Source organism: Maribacter zhoushanensis (assembly GCF_029350975.1).
Taxonomy (GTDB): domain Bacteria; phylum Bacteroidota; class Bacteroidia; order Flavobacteriales; family Flavobacteriaceae; genus Maribacter; species Maribacter zhoushanensis.
Window position 1 is genome coordinate 1,261,067 of the sequence record NZ_JARKMR010000001.1, and the last position, 17,447, is coordinate 1,278,513.

The window sequence follows — 17,447 nt, forward strand, 5'->3', positions numbered from 1 at the left end:
AATTTTTTAACTTTCTTTCTCTGAGAGCTGTTTGTGATAGAGGTCTTTATAGTAGCCTTCTCGCGTATTTAACTCATCATGTGTACCTTGCTGAATAAGTCTTCCGTCATCTAGAACAAGAATTTTATCAGCATTTTTAGCAGACGAAACTCTATGACTTACAATTAATGTAGTTTTATTCTGAGAGGCTTTTTTAAGATTATTCAATATTTCTTCTTCAGTTTCTGTATCAACCGCAGAAAGACAATCATCAAATAAATAAATTTGTGGTTTTTTGATTAATGCTCTAGCTATAGAAACACGCTGCTTCTGTCCGCCACTTAATGTAATACCCCTTTCTCCTAAAATTGTATCGTATTTTTTAGAGAAGCCCATGATGTTTTCATGAACTACGGCATCTTTGGCAATGTCAATGATTTCTTCATCGGTAGCATCTTCTTTTCCAAATTTTATGTTATTCTTAATGCTGTCAGAAAATAGAAAAGCATCTTGTGGTACGGCACCAATAGATTCTCTTAAACTGGTTAAGTCTATATGTTTAATTGGTTCGTCATCAATTAATATCTCTCCTGATGTAGTATCGTACAGTCGTGCTACCAAATCTAGAATAGTCGATTTTCCTGATCCGGTTTTTCCGATAATCGCTGTTGTCTCACCTTCGTTTATAGTAAACGATAAATGTTTTAAGGCGTTGATGTTGGTGTCTTGGTAGGTGAAATCAACATCTTTAAATTCAATTTTGCCTTTTACCTTATGTTCATGAGTGGGTGTATTTTTAATTTCTGACTCTTGATTTAGAAATTCATTGATACGCCGTTGACTGGCGGCAGCTCTTTGAACTATAGATGTAAGCCATCCTACTATGGCAACTGGCCAGGTCAACATATTCACATATAATATAAACTCCGCAATAAGACCAACTTCAATTTCACCGGCTAAATATTGTTTCCCTCCAATATATATGACCAAAATATTACTGATACCTATTAATAGAATCATTAATGGAAAAAACCAAGCATTTACTTTTGCAAGACTTACACTTTTCTCTTTTCCTTCATTGGCAAGCTTTACCAAATCGTCATTAGTCTGTGGTTCTAAAGCATAGGCTTTAATGACCGAAACACCTGAAAATATTTCTTGTGTAAATGTAGATAGTGAAGATAAGTATTGTTGTACGATCGTACTTCTCTTATGTATAACCTTACTTATTTGATATATTAACACCGATAAAAAAGGTAAGGGTAATAAGGTGTAAGCTGCAAGTGTTGGGGCTTTAATGAACATTAATGGTATTAAACAGGCAAATAATGTCAATGTCTGCATACCGTACATAATTGCCGGACCGGCATACATACGAACCTCGTTAACGTCTTCACTTATTCTATTCATTAAATCTCCGGTTCTATTTTTCTTATAGAAATTGAGACTTAGTTTTTGATAGTGGTCAAATATTTCATTTTTAAGATCGTATTCTATATATCTAGAAATATTGATTATAAGTTGACGCATTAAAAAAGTAAAGAAACCAGATAATATAGCGGCCCCTACAATAATGAGTATATACTCCATCAACAGTTCTTGTGCCGTTGATTTTTCAATTTCCGCATTTATATATTGCTCTACTACAGTTATAGAATTATTAACGTAAGACGGCATAATCAGTTGAAACAACCTTGCAACTATGGTTATAATAATCCCGAAAAAAAGCTTAAGCCAGTATTTTTTAAAATATTTATTTAGATGCTTAAGTTCTTTCATAAGTAGTAGAAAAGCTAATAGTGTAAATTTCTGTGGGCAAAGATAGTTTTTTGACCTAAAACGATATGTTATAAATAAGCTAAGATAAATACGATTGCTATTGTGACCCTTTAAATAGATACTTACCTTTGCGCCTTTATTTACTCAATAATCGAGATTTAATGCTCCTAGGGCTTGTCCCAAGGTTATTTACTAATAATTAAATAAGTTCTTTCAAATGCTTACAAGAAGGCACATTAGGGTTAAGGTAATGCAGAGTATTTACGCTCTAATTCAGTCTAAGGACAATTCGTTACAGAAACAAGAGAAGTTTTTAAAGGTAAGTATAGAGAATACCTACACGTTGTACCTATTATGGTTAAGTCTTTTTGTAGAGTTACAAAAAAGAGCTGCGGACCAAATTTCGTTATCCGCAAATAAATACATTAGCGATAAGAAGACGGCCTTTCCAAATCCTAATAAGTTTATTCAAAACAGATTGTTATTACAAATTGTTGAGAATAAAACCTTAGAAGAAGAGCTTACCCATAGAAAATTGGATAATTGGTATTTGAATGAGGAGTATGTAAAGCTGATCTACAAAGAGATTTTAGAGAGCGATGCCTACCAAGAATACATGTCTACACCTGATAGTGACTATGCTGCAGATAAAGAATTGGTGATGACCTTGTTCAAGAACATCATTGCACCTAATGAAAAAATCTACGATTACTTTGAAGATGATAAATTAACGTGGGTAGATGATATTCCTATTGTAAATACCTTTGTCTTAAAGCATTTTAAGAAAGCAAAGTTAACCCACCCAGAGTCTTACTTTTTACCTAGTTTATTGAAAGATGATGAGGATATGACATATGCTATGCAATTGTTGTCAAGGACCTTATTAAAGAACGATGCCTTGGAAAAGGAGATTGAAGGTAAAACTCCAAATTGGGATAAAGACCGTATTGCAGGTATTGATAGTATACTTTTGAAAATGGCTATTTGTGAGCTTTTACATTTTCCTTCTATACCAGAAAGGGTTACTATAAACGAATACTTAGAAATTGCTAAGGAATATTCTACACCAAAAAGTAGCATTTTTATAAACGGAATTCTTGATAAGCTTACTAAAGAATACAAGTCAGAAGGAAAGCTTAACAAAATGGGAAGAGGTCTATTATAAAAATATTTTATAATTTTACAATTAATTGATAAATCTAAATAGTATGAAAAAAATAGTTCTAATCGTTGGTCTAGTATCAATGGTAGCTTTTACTTCTTGTAAAGACAACGCATCAAGTAAGATTAAAACTGATAATGTAGCTGAAGCTGCTGTAAGAGATGAGGCTGCAAAAGCAGTACCTGTAATGTCTTTTGAGAAAGCAGAACATGATTTTGGTACAATTGAGCAAGGTACTCCACAAGAGACCGTATTTACGTTTACCAATACTGGTAATGCTCCATTAATTATTACTGATGCAAAAAGTAGTTGTGGTTGTACAGTTCCTAATCCTCCAAAGGATCCTATTGCACCAGGGGAAAAAGGTGAGTTGAAAGTGAACTTTAACGGTTCTGGCCAAAACCAGGTTACTAAAACTATTACGGTTACGGCTAACACTGAAAAAGGATCTGAGCTTTTGAGAATTAAAGCTTTCGTTAACCCAAAAGGAGCAGCTCCATTAGGACCTGTTAAATAATTATAACTTACAGATATACCAAAAATGGGTGATATAGGGCAGTTTCTTCCGATGATTTTGATTTTTGTGGTCGCATATTTTTTTATGATCAGACCTCAAATGAAAAGACAAAAGGATGAAAAGAAATTTTCAGCAGAATTAAAACGTGGTGATCGTGTTATTACCAAAAGTGGTCTGCACGGAAAAGTAGTAGATTTGAATGATAAAGATACTTCTTGTGTATTGGAAACAATGGCAGGAAAGTTGAAGTTTGATAGATCTGCCATATCCATGGAAATGAGCGCTAAGTTAAACGCTCCGGAGAAAAAGTAATTTTTTCTTAATTCATATAAAAAAAATACCGATGGAAACATCGGTGTTTTTTTTGTTATAACAATCTTACTTATCTACGATAAATATCAAGTAAACCCTTACCTGCCAATATCAACGGAATTATCTTTTCTAGTCTAGATAGTTTTGTTTTTTCTTGCTTAGCGGTTGAAATATATTCAGCGTAATCTTTTTGTTTAGAATAGGTCAATTTATGAAAAGCAACATTTATGTCTTCATTGTCTTCTAGTGCAATTGATAGGTGGGCGGGTAATACAATTTTTGTTTTCGGTTTTTTATCCGTTTTTACTTGCAGCCCGTTCCTTTGATTTTCAATAGCTTCTTTTATATATACTGTAACTAGTTTTTTATCGATTGCTTCAAGTGTAGAAAATTTCCAATGACGCATTGCCACGGTTTTTCCTTCTTGCGCATTCTCTAGTATTTTTTCAGGGTCGCTCAAAAAGACCCCGTTAAAGAACCAAATTCCAAAATGGTTTTTGAATTTGTTTATGGCAATGACATTTTTAGTATTAATCATATAGGTAGGAAAACTCCATTTGTAAGTTTCGGTCATGCCACAGTCTAAAGCAAGCGTTCTTAATATGGCAACTCCATTTTTGAACTGATGGGCTTCATTATAAAACGTATCTATTTTCTCTTGCTTTTCCATTGCATTACTGATTTGCCGTTAACTCACAAATACGTACAATTACTTCTACCGCTTTCTGCATACTCTCAACGGGCACATATTCGTACTTTCCATGAAAATTATGTCCGCCAGCGAAAATGTTAGGGCAGGGTAAGCCCATATAACTTAGTTGAGAACCATCTGTACCGCCTCTAATAGGTTTTATGATTGGTTTTATGCTAATTTCTTCCATAGCTTTTTTGGCGGTTTCTACAATATGAAAAACAGGTTCTACCTTTTCTTTCATATTAAAGTATTGGTCATTTAATTCTAGTTCAATACAATTGTCAAACTCATTATTATATTTCTTGACAATATCTTGTACCAACTCTTTGCGTTTATTGAAATGCTTTAAATCGTGATCTCTAATGATAAGTTCTACGGTTGCATTTTCTATTTCTGCATCAAAATGATGCACATGAAAAAAGCCTTCACGACCAGTGGTTTCTTCTGGCACTTCATGTTTTGGTAAATCACTTACAATCTTATTTGCAATTAAAAGGGCATTTACCATTTTTCCTTTTGCATAACCTGGGTGTACACTTTTACCTTTCACGGTAATTTTTGCTCCCGCGGCATTGAAATTTTCATATTCTAACTCGCCAATTTGGCTGCCATCCATAGTATATGCCCAAGCAGCCCCAAATTTTTCAACATCAAATTTATGGGCACCACGGCCAATTTCTTCATCAGGAGTAAAGCCAACTCTAATAGGTCCATGTTTTATTTTAGGATTGTTGATCAAATATTCCATGGCGGTTACTATCTCTGTAATACCTGCCTTATCATCTGCACCTAATAGTGTTGTGCCGTCTGTAGTAATTATGGTTTGACCTATATACTGTAGTAAATCATCAAAATAGGAGGATGATAAAATGATGTCTTTTTCTTTGTTCAGAACAATATCTTTACCGTCATAATTTCTGATAATCTGCGGATTTACATTGGTACCGCTAAAATCTGGAGAAGTATCAAAATGAGAAATAAAACCAATGGTTGGTACCTCATGGTCAACGTTAGAGGGCAATGTTGCCATAATATATGCATTATCATCTATAGTAACATCTGTCATGCCTATGGCGCGTAATTCATCAACTAATTTATTGGCTAAATTCCATTGCTTTTCAGTACTTGGTGTGGTGTCAGATGATGAATCGCTTTGCGTGTCAATAGTAATATAACTAATGAAGCGGTCTATAATATGCTGCATGCTAAATGTGTTTTATCAAAAATAAGCTTATATATTGTAATTTAGTAAACGTAATATTCTATAAATTCAATGTTGATGAAGTTTAGGTGTCTAGTAGTATTGGCTTCTTTTTTATTTTTTACAAATGTAAATGCGCAGGCAGATTGTATTCTTGGGGTTGGTGTAACAAGCGATTCTATAATTTCAGATATTTTTCAGTTGAATGATATGCAAAAGGCAAAACTAGAGAGCTTTAGTGCAGATGTTAAACTTCGTAATGAAGCTTTAAATAATGATTTGGCGGAAGTTAAGAGTAAACACCCTCAAAGTAATGTTACGGAACTACGCCAATTAGCGGATAAGTATAAAGTTGTTATGGATAGTATGGCTAGGGTCCAAGAGATGATGGATAAAAAGATGTTAGCCTTATTTAACTCTAATCAATACGAATTATACTTGTCTTTGTGTAAAGATGCTTCAAGGTCGGCATATATTGTAACCCCTGCTGTATATGGTGATAGCATATCTAATAAAAACAGATAAAATATTGCTTAGCTTTCTCATTTACAGTTTGTATTTTTGGGGCTTCTAAAATATATACATGTACAGGCTTTTTATTAGACCTCTTTTATTTCTTCTTGACCCAGAAAAAGTTCATCACATTAGTTTTTCAAGTATTAAGTTTTTTTCAAAAATAGGACTGTCTGGTCTTATTAAATCTATGTTCGTTGTTGAAGATAAACGTTTAGAACGTGAGCTTTTTGGACTAAAATTTAAGAATCCGGTTGGTTTGGCGGCCGGTTTTGATAAAAATGCTGTTTTGTATAACGAGTTATCAGATTTCGGATTCGGTTTCGTAGAAATAGGTACATTGACACCTAAGCCTCAAGATGGCAACCCAAAGAAGAGATTATTCCGTTTAAAAGAAGATAAGGCTATTATTAACCGAATGGGTTTTAATAACCACGGCGTTTTTGAAGCTGTTGAGAATTTAAAGAAAAAGCATAAAGTACTTATAGGTGGTAACATTGGTAAGAATAAAGTAACACCTAATAATGAAGCGATCAAAGACTATTTAATATGTTTTGATGCCCTTTTTGATCATGTAGATTACTTTGTAGTAAATGTTAGTTCGCCAAACACACCTGGTTTACGCGAATTACAGGATAAAGAGCCATTGACAGCTTTGTTAAATGAACTTCAATTAGAGAATGCTAAATTAAGTAAGCGCAAAGAGACAGTTCGTAAACCAATTCTATTAAAAATAGCACCGGATCTTACCGATAGTCAATTGTTAGATATTATTGATATTGTGAGCGATACTAGTATTGACGGTGTTATTGCAACTAATACGACTATTGCTAGAGAGAATTTGAAATCTCATGCTTTAATTACCGAAGAAGCCGGTGGACTAAGTGGTGCGCCTTTGAAAGATAGAAGTACAGAAGTTATTCGCTTTTTGGCGGACAAGAGTAACAAAGCATTCCCAATAATTGGTGTTGGTGGTATTAATTCTGCTGAAGATGCCATAGAGAAATTAGAAGCTGGTGCAGATTTAATTCAATTATGGACGGGCTTTGTATATGAAGGTCCTGCCTTGGTTAAGGAGATAAACAATGCTCTTTTAGATAAATCAGCTAATGCTTAACAGATATATTTAAATTTAAAAAAAAGCCCTTGTACTATTTGTGCAAGGGCTTTTTTTTAGTTGTTATCTGTTTTATTATTTGGTCCAATAATCTACCACAAATACATCATCTAAATACGGAGTCAATACCGCTCCAAATGCCTTATGGTCTGGGTGAGGTAAATAAATAGCACGGTCTTCTTCACTGTTAAAAGTTAGAAAAAAGGCATGTGTAAAGCCCTTGTTCAGCCCTTCTGGACTATTGTTTAAGCCCCATTCATAACTTTTGATCTGTTCAATTTTAGACGGTAGTGCGCTAAAAGCATCTTCTACTTTTTTAATTTGTGCAGCTGTTGTTCCTTCTTTAAATTTAAAAAATACAGTATGTCTTAAAAGACTATCGTTCTTGATCATTGCTGTTGAGGTTATGTTTTTATCTGTTGTTGCAAAAGCGTTGGAGATAAATGAAATACTGATTAGTAATACAAGTACTTTGATTTTCATAATGTGTAGATTTTTAAACAAGATATTAAAAATAGGTGTAATACACGGTTATTCGTACTTTTCGGGTAGAACTAATATCTTAAAGCTTGAATTACGAAATCTTACTGGCTTTTTCAATGGCAACCTTTGTTCTGGCACTTTCACCAGGGCCTGATAATATTTTTGTACTTATACAAAGTATCAGTAATGGTAAAAAACACGGATTGGCTGTTGTTGCAGGTTTAATGACCGGCTGTTTGGTCCACACTACATTATTGGCCTTTGGGGTTTCAGCGCTCATTAAAAATAATCCCGCCATATTTAATTTTATTAAAATATTCGGTGCCGCTTATTTGGTATACTTGGCAATCATGGTATATAGGGGAGGAGATGTGATTTCTATTGAAGGCGAAACTAAGAATGTGAAAAGCTATTTGCGGTTATATCGTCAAGGTTTTATTATGAATGTACTCAACCCTAAGGTGACTATTTTTTTTCTAGCTTTTTTTCCGGGATTTCTATTTTCAGATTCTTTAAGTACTATAATTCAATTCTATACGCTTGGTTTTCTCTTTATTATGGTATCATCCATTGTCTTTGGTGGTATAGCTATATTATCAGGAAAGATATCAACTTTTTTATCTGCTAATAAAAGAACAGGGTTTGTGTTAAAGTGGGGTCAGGTTATAGTCTTCATCGGTATTGCGATTTATTTATTAATTGGATAGTTTATTTGAAGTATTAATACGAGATACTTGTTTAGAGTTCGTATTTTTACGAAATGTCTAATTCAAAAATTAAAATAGTAGAGTGTCCTAGAGATGCCATGCAGGGCATTAAACAGTTTATACCAACAGATGAAAAGGTAAGGTATATTCAATCTTTATTAGGCTGCGGATTTGATACTATTGATTTCGGGAGTTTTGTTTCTCCAAAAGCAATACCACAAATGGTAGATACGGCTGAGGTTTTAGCAAAATTAGACTTGTCAAAAACAGATTCTAAATTACTTTCTATAGTTGCAAATGTACGTGGGGCCAAAGATGCGGTTTCTCATGCAGAAGTTGATTACTTAGGTTTCCCTTTTTCGATTTCTGAGAATTTTCAGATGCGTAATACTCATAAGACCATAGCACAATCTGTAGAAACTTTACAAGAAATTTTCAATTTAGCCGATGCTGCCAATAAAGAGGTGGTAACTTATATATCTATGGGGTTCGGTAATCCTTACGGAGATCCTTGGAATGTAGATATTGTTGGTGAGTGGACAGAAAAACTTGCGAAAATGGGAGCTAAAATTTTGTCACTTTCAGATACCGTTGGATCATCTGATCCAGAAACTATTTCTTATTTGTTCTCAAATCTAATTCCCAAATACCCAAATATCGAATTTGGGGCACATTTGCATACAACCCCAACCAAGTGGCATGAAAAAGTTGCTGCCGCTTATGAATCTGGTTGTAGACGTTTTGATGGTGCCATACAAGGTTTTGGTGGTTGTCCAATGGCAAAAGATGACTTAACGGGCAATATGCCTACTGAAAAAATGCTTTCGTATTTTACTTCTGAGAAGGCTGATGCTGGAGTTAATTGGATGACTTTTGAGGCTTCTTTTAATAAAGCTACCGAGCTTTTTACAGCATATCATTAAGATACTGTTTTAAAAATCAGCCTTATAATATCTTTCTGTTAATTTTATTTAGATTTATTATAGATAAGCTTGCCTAGCTTGAAAACATGTTATAGGTTTGCATAGTTATTTGAAACAAGTCTAAATAAAAATTGATATTAAAATGAATAAATTCTTTTTGGCAATAATTGCCGTTGCTGGTTTGGCTTTTACATCATGTAGTTCTGAGGATGATAGCTTAGAGCTTTCACCATGTGATAATTGTTTTGTTGATTTTGAAGTACCAGATTCTTATGTGTTTACTAGAAACGGAGCTTCAACGGTTAGTTTTGACGGGCAAACCACGAGAATAAAAATGGGGCAAGAGCTTTTATCAAATTTTAACATTCAAACAAAAACCTTTGATGAATTAAATGGAATGTTTGCTCATATTGAAGGTGAAGTTGATTTTGAAGAAACTGCATTAAATGAGTCTGATAAAAGTCTTCGTAGTAAAGTTGCTGCTTCTGCAGATTATTTTTCTACAAATGCAACTGATCAAGCAATAATTCGTGCTGATCTTGAAGGGTTTATAAGTGCTCAAGTTGCAGATGTATATCCAAATTGGGAGGTTGCCGCTGCAGCGGGTCAAGCAGGTCAATTGGCTGACGGTGAAAGTACACGTTATGTAAACGCTAATGGGTTGGAGTATAACCAATTATTTGCGAAATCATTAATAGGTAGCTTAATGACGGATCAGATATTGAACAACTATTTAAGTACCGCGGTGTTAGACGAGGCAGACAACGTAGCTAATAATGATGCCGATGTAGTTGAAGAAGGTAAAGATTATACAACCATGGAGCATAAATGGGATGAAGCTTATGGCTATGCTTATGGCTTAAATGCTGATCAAGCAAACCCTAATGCTGATTTAGGTGCAGATAGTTTTTTGAACGAGTATATAGAACGTGCCAATGCAGATTCAGACTTTGAAGGTATTGCTGATGATATATTTGAAGCCTATAAATTAGGTCGTGCAGCCATTGTTGCTAAAGATTATGATGTTAGAAATGCACAGGCAGAAATTATTAAGGAGAACATTTCAAAGGTCATTGCAATTAGAGCTATTTATTATTTGCAAAATGGTAAAACAAAGTTAGAAGGAGAAACTCCGAATGTTGGTGGAGCTTTCCATGCACTTTCTGAGGCTTATGGTTTTATTTACAGCTTACAATTTACAAGACAGCCTAATTCTTCAGAGCCGTATTTTTCTAAAGAAGAGGTCGATGCTTTTTTAACTCAGTTATTGGCAGATGGTGAAAATGGACTTTGGAATGTAGAAGCTGCAACACTTGATGCGATTTCTGAAGATATTGCCGCACAATTTGATTTTACGGTAGCTGAAGCTGCTGAATAATTCTTTAAAAAAAGTTAAATAAAGCAATTCATTCTAATAAGATTGGATTGCTTTATTTATTTTTGCATTTAATTAGAATAAATAAAAATAAGGTATGAAGAAGGTAATAGGGGCATTGTTTATTATGACCTTAGTATGGGCATGTTCTAGTGATAGTACTGCAGAAGAAGAGGTGATGATACCAGAAGAGAATGAAGATGTTTCTTTTGAGCGTAGCGCCATGCTTATCAATTGGGCAGATAATATTATTATTCCATCTTACGCGGCATTTACTGCAGATATGGATGGTTTAGTAAATTCATTTAATACGTTCAAGGCAGATGTGAATGAAAGTAATTTAGATGCGCTGCGTGCGTCATGGCTTAATGCCTATAAATCTTGGCAGCATGTAGAAATGTTTGAAATTGGACCTGCTGAAACTGTAGGTTTTCAATTGAATATGAATATTTATCCAACGGATAATGAAAAGATTGATGGATTTGTAACTACCGGTAGTTATGATTTGTCCTTATCATCTAATAGAAGTGCTAAAGGCTTTCCTGCTTTAGATTACCTATTGAATGGTTTGGGCGATAACGATACAGATATACTTGCTTTCTATAGCGGTAATGATCAAGAGGCTTACTTACAGTACACTGAAGATGTTTTATTGGATATGCAATCTTTGACTGCAACTGTAGTGTCTGATTGGACAAATGGTTACAGAGATACATTTGTTGCTAACGATGGGGCTTCATCTACTGCATCTGTAGATCGTATGGTAAATGATTACATCTTTTATTATGAGAAGTATTTAAGAGCAGGTAAAATGGGTATTCCCTTAGGTGTTTTTTCCGGTAGTACCTTACCTAGAAATGTTGAGGCATATTATGAAGGTACAATTTCTAATGATTTGTTTTTAGAGGCATTAACGGCAGTTCAAGATTTTTTTAATGGTAAACATTTTAATTCATCAGAAGAAGGAGAAAGTTTAGCATCTTATCTAGATGCATTGAACACTTTAAAAAACGGAGAAGACTTGTCTGCTCTACTTAACGATCAGTTCAATACGGCAGAAAATATGATACTTGATCTTTCGGCATTTAGATCAGAGATTGAGAATAATAATCCTCCTACTTCTATGCTTTTAGCTTATGATGAAGTACAAAAAGCAGTACCTATGTTAAAGGTAGATATGGTTTCTGCTATGAGTATTAGTATTGATTTTGTTGATGCTGATGGTGATTAATGGAATCGTTGATAGAGAAATATATTAAAGCTCCCGTAGAGACCGCCACTTTGGCGGTCTTTCGTATTTTATTTGGTCTGATGATGCTTTTTAGTATTGTTCGGTTTTGGAGCTATGGTTGGATCGATAAATTATATGTTCAACCAGAACTTTTTTTCTCATATTACGGGTTTGAGTGGGTGAAGCCATTGGGTGTTTATACCTACCTTATTTTTGTTATTTGTGGTTTGGCTGCTCTATTAGTGTCTCTCGGTTATCGATATAAATTAAGTATAGTTATTTTCTTTTTGAGCTTTACCTACATAGAGCTTATGGATAAAACAACCTATTTAAACCATTACTACTTTATAAGTGTTCTTAGCTTTTTAATGATATTTCTTCCGGCAAACGCCAGCTATTCTTTAGATGCATATTTTAATCCTAAGAAATCATTTCATTACATTCCAAGATGGACAATAGATAGTATTAAATTACTTTTAGGTATCGTCTATTTTTATGCTGGTTTGGCAAAATTAAATTCAGATTGGCTATTTAACGCTATGCCCTTAAAAATTTGGTTGCCCTCTAAATTTGATATTCCTCTAATAGGAAATTTGCTAAGTGAAGAATGGGTACAATACGTATTTAGTTGGTCTGGGGCACTGTACGATCTTACCATTCCCTTTTTATTATTATATAAGAAAACTAGACCATATGCCTTTGTAATGGTTGTAGTGTTTCATGTGTTGACCAGGGTTTTGTTCCCCATAGGTATGTTCCCTTATGTAATGATAATTTCTACATTGATATTTTTTGATGAAAGTTTTCACTCTAAGTTTTTAACGTATTTGTCTAAAGTGCTTCATATAGATAGTAGTAAGTTTTACAATCAAAAGACGTTTAAAGAGTTGTCTGCATTTAAAGTCAAGATGAAGTATATAATAGTAACCCTATTTTTTTGCCTGCAACTAGCTATACCCTTTAGATATCTTTTGTATCCGGGTGAGTTGTTTTGGACAGAAGAAGGTTATCGTTTTTCATGGAGGGTAATGTTAATGGAAAAGTCTGGCTATGCTCAGTTTAAAATTGTTGATGGAGAATCAGGTAGATGGTTCTACGTAGACAACACAGATTTTATTACTCCGCTGCAAGAAAAGCAAATGGCATTTCAACCAGATTTTATTTTGGAATATGCTCATTTTTTAAAAAATCATTTTGAAGCAGATGGGCATAATAACGTGCAAGTATATGTAGATTGCCAAGTGAGTTTAAACGGTAGGTTAAGTACGTCATATATTGACCCTACAATAGATTTAGGGAAACAAAAAGAATCTTTTTTACACAAAAATTGGATAATACCATTTAAAGATGAAATTAAAGGAATTTAGTTATTTGCTTTTATTATTAGTAGCATTTCCAGTATTTGGGCAGTTTAATATTTCTGGGCAAATAACCGATGAAGATGGCACACCTGTTTCTGATGCAGAATTGTACATTAAAGAATTAGAGCGTTTAGAAACTACAAATTCAGATGGTTACTATTCAGTAGAAAGTTTGGTGGCAGGTACCTACACCATTGTTGTATTTGCCTATGAGTTTGAAATTTTAGAACAGGATGTGGTCTTAAATGACAACGTTACCTTTAACGTAACATTGCAACGTTTAAAAGTCAACAATCTTTCAGAAGTAGTTTTAATTCAGAAAAGAGAAGAGGTTTTTGCTTTAAAACAATTAAAGAAAGTAGAAGGTACTGCAATTTATGCAGGTAAAAAGAGCGAGGTGGTACTTTTAGAGGGCATTACTGGTAACCTAGCGGCAAATAACCCTAGGCAAATATATAGCCAAGTAGTAGGTCTAAATATTTATGACAATGGTGATGCAGGTCTTCAATTAAATATTGGTGGAAGAGGTTTGGATCCAAATAGGACGGCCAATTTCAATACTAGACAAAACGGATACGATATTAGTGCAGATGTTTTAGGGTATCCTGAAAGTTATTATACACCACCTGCTGAAGCTCTAGAAGAAATTCAGGTAGTAAGGGGGGCGGCTTCCTTGCAATACGGAACTCAATTTGGTGGTTTGGTAAACTTTAAGTTCAAGAAGCCTAATCCTAATAAAGAAATAGAATGGGTAAGCAGGCAAACGGTAGGGTCTTATGATTTAAAAACTTCGTTCAATAGCCTTAGTGGTACAGTAGGTAAAATAAGTTATTACACCTATTTTAATTATAAAGAGGGCAGTGGTTTTAGACCAAATTCTAATTACAATAGTAGAAATTATTTTGCACACATAGGGTATCAGGTTTCTGATAAAACGAAACTTACTCTTGAGACCACATTTCTTAATTATTTAGCGCAACAGCCAGGTGGTCTAACAGATGCCCAATTTATAGAAGATCCTACTTTTAGTAATAGGGAGAGAAATTGGTTCGATATTGATTGGAAATTGTACTCCTTACGTTTAGATCATAAGTTTTCTTCAAAAATGGATTTTAGTTTAAATGTATTCGGTTTAGATGCTTCTAGAAGTGCTTTAGGTTTTAGAACTAATAGAGTATCTCAACCAGATGATTTAGAAGAGCCACGTGAGTTATTGGTTGATAATTTTCAAAACTGGGGTGCAGAGGCAAGATTGCTGTCTAGGTATAAGTTAGGTGATACTGAATCTGCATTATTGTTAGGTGCAAAAATCTATAGAACTGACAATGATCAAAGGCAAGGCCCGGGTACAACGGCTACAAATGCAGACTTTAATTTTGCAGATGATGAGTTTCCAAATTACGAAAGGCAATCTGAATTTAATTTTCCAAATTCAAATTTGGCATTTTTTGGAGAGAATATCTTTAATGTAAGTCCAAAATTTACTTTGACACCTGGTTTTAGATTAGAGCATATTAAAACAGAAAGTATTGGTAGTTATAAGAATATTGTGCTCGATTTAGCAGATAATCCACTTTTGAATGAAGAAGTAGAAGATAACAGGGTCTTTGATAGAACTTTCTTGTTATTAGGTTTAGGTGCTACCTATAGGTTAAACTCAAGTGTTGAATTTTATGGTAATTTTTCTCAAAACTATAGATCGGTAACTTTTAGTGATATACGAGTGGTTAACCCTTCTTTTCAAGTAGATGAAAACATCTCTGATGAAGATGGCTATACAGCAGACATAGGTTTTCGAGGTAGGTATAAAAATGTGTTATCTTATGATGTAAGTGCGTTTAGTTTATTGTATGACAATAGATTGGGTGAGATTTTAAAAAGTGAAACACAGATAAATGCTTTGGGTGAAGAGGTAGAAACTGGTAGTATAATACGTTTTAGAGGTAATATTGGTACTGCTTTGATGTACGGTATAGAAAGTTTTGCGAATTGGAGTATTAAGGAAACATTTCTTCCTGCTAGTAATAAGTTGAAACTAAATTATTTCTTGAACTTAGCGCTGACCAATTCTGAATATTTGTCTTCAGAAGAAACCAATGTAGAAGGCAACAAAGTAGAGTTTATACCTGATGTAAATTTAAAAACCGGAATCAATTTTGGCTATGGTAATATATTAGGTAGTTTGCAGTATACATATTTGTCAAGTCAATATACAGATGCAACCAATGCGCCTCAAGATATCAATGATAATCAACGTGGTATTGAAGGAGAAATTCCGGCATATGATATTTTAGATTTTTCGTTGTCGTACACCTATAAAAATTATAAGTTGGAAACCGGTATAAATAATGTCTTGGACAATAGCTATTTTACCAGAAGAGCTACTGGGTATCCTGGTCCCGGTATTATTCCTTCAGAGCCAAGAACTTTTTACACGACATTACAATTTAAGTTTTAAACTGATTTAGTATTAAAGGTTATTAAAGTAGTCGTTATTTTAATTTAGGTTCGGTAATGTGAAGGTTTTGCTAAGCTTTTGTAAAATATAGATATACCAACTATATTCACTATATTTGCACGCAATTAAATCCTTAATTGCTATGCAAGCCCATCAAAATAAAATTCTAGGAGAAGGTCTAACTTACGACGACGTATTATTAGTACCTGCATATTCTGAAGTGCTTCCAAGAGAAGTAAGTATTCAGACAAAATTCACAAGAAATATTACAATCAATGTACCAATCATATCGGCGGCGATGGATACGGTTACGGAGTCTAGAATGGCAATTGCCATGGCTCAAGAAGGTGGTATAGGTGTGTTGCACAAGAATATGACCATTGAGCAGCAAGCAATGAAGGTCAGAAAAGTAAAAAGAGCTGAAAGCGGAATGATTTTAGATCCGGTTACACAACCACTTGATTCTAAAGTGAAAGATGCTAAGGCCAACATGAAAGAGTTTAGCATTGGTGGTATTCCTATTGTTGATGCAGATGGTAAACTATTAGGTATTGTAACCAATAGAGATTTACGTTTCGAAAAAAATAATGAAAGACCTATTTCTGAGGTAATGACCTCTGAAAATTTGGTAACAGCTGCAGAAGGGACTTCACTGTCAGAAGCAGAAGATATTTTACAACAACATAAAATTGAAAAGCTACCTGTAGTAGATAAAGACTACAAATTGGTAGGTTTGATTACATTCCGAGATATTACTAAACTTACCCAAAAACCTAGCGCCAACAAAGATCAATATGGTCGTTTACGTGTTGCCGCCGCATTAGGTGTTACCGCCGATGCTGTTGATAGAGCAGAAGCTTTAGTTAATGCAGGTGTAGATGCAGTAGTTATTGACACTGCCCATGGTCATACAAAAGGTGTGGTTTCCGTATTACAAGAAGTAAAAAAGAAATTTCCTGAATTAGATGTTATCGTGGGTAACATTGCTACGGGAGAAGCAGCAAAATATTTAGTAGATGCAGGTGCAGATGCAGTTAAGGTTGGTATTGGACCTGGTTCTATCTGTACTACTAGGGTTGTAGCAGGTGTTGGTTTTCCTCAATTTTCTGCAGTATTAGAAGTTGCAGCGGCTATAAAAGGTTCTGGAGTTCCGGTAATTGCAGATGGTGGAATTCGTTATACTGGAGATATACCTAAGGCTATTGCTGCAGGTGCTGATACCGTAATGTTAGGTTCACTTTTGGCTGGTACAAAAGAATCTCCGGGAGAAACGATTATCTATGAAGGTAGAAAATTTAAGTCTTACCGTGGTATGGGTTCTGTTGAAGCTATGAAGCAAGGTAGTAAGGACCGTTATTTTCAAGATGTTGAAGATGATATTAAAAAATTGGTACCTGAAGGTATTGTTGGTCGTGTTCCTTATAAAGGAGAGTTATACGAAAGTATTCATCAGTTCATTGGTGGTTTAAAAGCTGGAATGGGATACTGTGGGGCAAAAGATATTGCTACTTTACAAGATAATGGTAGGTTCGTTAAAATTACGGCAAGCGGTATTAATGAAAGTCACCCGCATGATGTTACCATTACAAAAGAAAGTCCTAATTATAGTAGATAAGAAGGTTAAGAGTATATTAA

16 protein-coding genes are annotated in these 17,447 nt (G+C 34.3%); 12 read left to right on the plus strand and 4 right to left on the minus strand.

Annotated features, from left to right (window positions below):
* Positions 1 to 6 precede the first annotated feature (6 nt).
* Positions 7 to 1,758 carry an ABC transporter ATP-binding protein gene (locus PXD56_RS05435; protein ID WP_276492302.1) on the minus strand — a complete coding sequence of 584 codons (1,752 nt, stop codon included), beginning with the start codon at positions 1,756 to 1,758 and terminating at the stop codon, positions 7 to 9.
* 217 nt (positions 1,759 to 1,975) lie between these two features.
* Between PXD56_RS05435 and nusB the strand changes: the two genes are divergently transcribed.
* The 3 genes from nusB to yajC are packed head-to-tail and all read left to right on the plus strand — an operon-like array spanning position 1,976 to position 3,749.
* The gene (gene nusB, locus PXD56_RS05440; protein WP_276492303.1) at positions 1,976 to 2,923 is read left to right on the plus strand and encodes a transcription antitermination factor NusB; all 948 of its coding nucleotides are present in this window, start codon (positions 1,976 to 1,978) and stop codon (positions 2,921 to 2,923) included.
* 43 nt (positions 2,924 to 2,966) lie between these two features.
* The gene (locus PXD56_RS05445) at positions 2,967 to 3,437 is read left to right on the plus strand and encodes a DUF1573 domain-containing protein (protein ID WP_276492304.1); all 471 of its coding nucleotides are present in this window, start codon (positions 2,967 to 2,969) and stop codon (positions 3,435 to 3,437) included.
* 24 nt (positions 3,438 to 3,461) lie between these two features.
* Complete coding sequence (yajC, locus tag PXD56_RS05450) at positions 3,462 to 3,749, plus strand: preprotein translocase subunit YajC (RefSeq protein ID WP_036152840.1); 288 nt, start codon at positions 3,462 to 3,464, stop codon at positions 3,747 to 3,749.
* Between the two features lie 70 nt (positions 3,750 to 3,819).
* Here the strand turns inward: yajC and PXD56_RS05455 are convergent, their stop codons facing one another.
* Positions 3,820 to 4,419 carry a YdeI/OmpD-associated family protein gene (locus PXD56_RS05455; RefSeq protein ID WP_276492305.1) on the minus strand — a complete coding sequence of 200 codons (600 nt, stop codon included), beginning with the start codon at positions 4,417 to 4,419 and terminating at the stop codon, positions 3,820 to 3,822.
* A 4-nt stretch (positions 4,420 to 4,423) separates the two neighbouring features.
* Positions 4,424 to 5,647, minus strand: coding sequence for a peptidase T (gene pepT / locus PXD56_RS05460; protein WP_276492306.1), 1,224 nt, complete (start codon positions 5,645 to 5,647; stop codon positions 4,424 to 4,426).
* 75 nt (positions 5,648 to 5,722) lie between these two features.
* On the opposite strand from pepT, the gene PXD56_RS05465 reads away from it, so the two are divergent.
* Complete coding sequence (locus PXD56_RS05465) at positions 5,723 to 6,169, plus strand: hypothetical protein (protein WP_276492307.1); 447 nt, start codon at positions 5,723 to 5,725, stop codon at positions 6,167 to 6,169.
* Positions 6,170 to 6,227: 58 nt separating this feature from the next.
* Entirely contained in the window at positions 6,228 to 7,274 is a 1,047-nt protein-coding gene (locus tag PXD56_RS05470) for a quinone-dependent dihydroorotate dehydrogenase (RefSeq protein WP_276492308.1), read from the plus strand.
* Positions 7,275 to 7,349: 75 nt separating this feature from the next.
* On the opposite strand, the gene PXD56_RS05475 is transcribed toward PXD56_RS05470, so the two are convergent.
* Positions 7,350 to 7,757 (minus strand): Dabb family protein, encoded by a 408-nt coding sequence (locus PXD56_RS05475; protein ID WP_276492309.1) that lies wholly within the window; start codon positions 7,755 to 7,757, stop codon positions 7,350 to 7,352.
* Positions 7,758 to 7,873: 116 nt separating this feature from the next.
* Between PXD56_RS05475 and PXD56_RS05480 the strand changes: the two genes are divergently transcribed.
* From PXD56_RS05480 to guaB, 7 genes are all read left to right on the plus strand, one after another.
* Positions 7,874 to 8,464, plus strand: coding sequence for a LysE family translocator (locus PXD56_RS05480; protein ID WP_276492310.1), 591 nt, complete (start codon positions 7,874 to 7,876; stop codon positions 8,462 to 8,464).
* Positions 8,465 to 8,517: 53 nt separating this feature from the next.
* Positions 8,518 to 9,387 carry a hydroxymethylglutaryl-CoA lyase gene (locus PXD56_RS05485; RefSeq protein WP_276492311.1) on the plus strand — a complete coding sequence of 290 codons (870 nt, stop codon included), beginning with the start codon at positions 8,518 to 8,520 and terminating at the stop codon, positions 9,385 to 9,387.
* Between the two features lie 142 nt (positions 9,388 to 9,529).
* Positions 9,530 to 10,765: a DUF4856 domain-containing protein gene (locus PXD56_RS05490; protein WP_276492312.1), complete on the plus strand. Its 1,236-nt coding sequence runs from the start codon at positions 9,530 to 9,532 to the stop codon at positions 10,763 to 10,765.
* A 94-nt stretch (positions 10,766 to 10,859) separates the two neighbouring features.
* Positions 10,860 to 11,993 (plus strand): imelysin family protein, encoded by a 1,134-nt coding sequence (locus PXD56_RS05495; RefSeq protein ID WP_276492313.1) that lies wholly within the window; start codon positions 10,860 to 10,862, stop codon positions 11,991 to 11,993.
* Complete coding sequence (locus tag PXD56_RS05500) at positions 11,993 to 13,360, plus strand: HTTM domain-containing protein (RefSeq protein WP_276492314.1); 1,368 nt, start codon at positions 11,993 to 11,995, stop codon at positions 13,358 to 13,360. The genes PXD56_RS05495 and PXD56_RS05500 overlap by 1 nt, the downstream gene beginning before the upstream one ends.
* Positions 13,341 to 15,812, plus strand: a complete 2,472-nt coding sequence (locus tag PXD56_RS05505; protein ID WP_276492315.1) for a TonB-dependent receptor domain-containing protein — start codon at positions 13,341 to 13,343, stop codon at positions 15,810 to 15,812. Before PXD56_RS05500 ends, PXD56_RS05505 begins: the two co-directional genes overlap by 20 nt.
* A 142-nt stretch (positions 15,813 to 15,954) precedes the next feature.
* On the plus strand, positions 15,955 to 17,427 hold the full coding sequence (guaB, locus tag PXD56_RS05510) for an IMP dehydrogenase (protein ID WP_276492316.1): 1,473 nt from the start codon (positions 15,955 to 15,957) through the stop codon (positions 17,425 to 17,427).
* Positions 17,428 to 17,447: the final 20 nt, after the last annotated feature.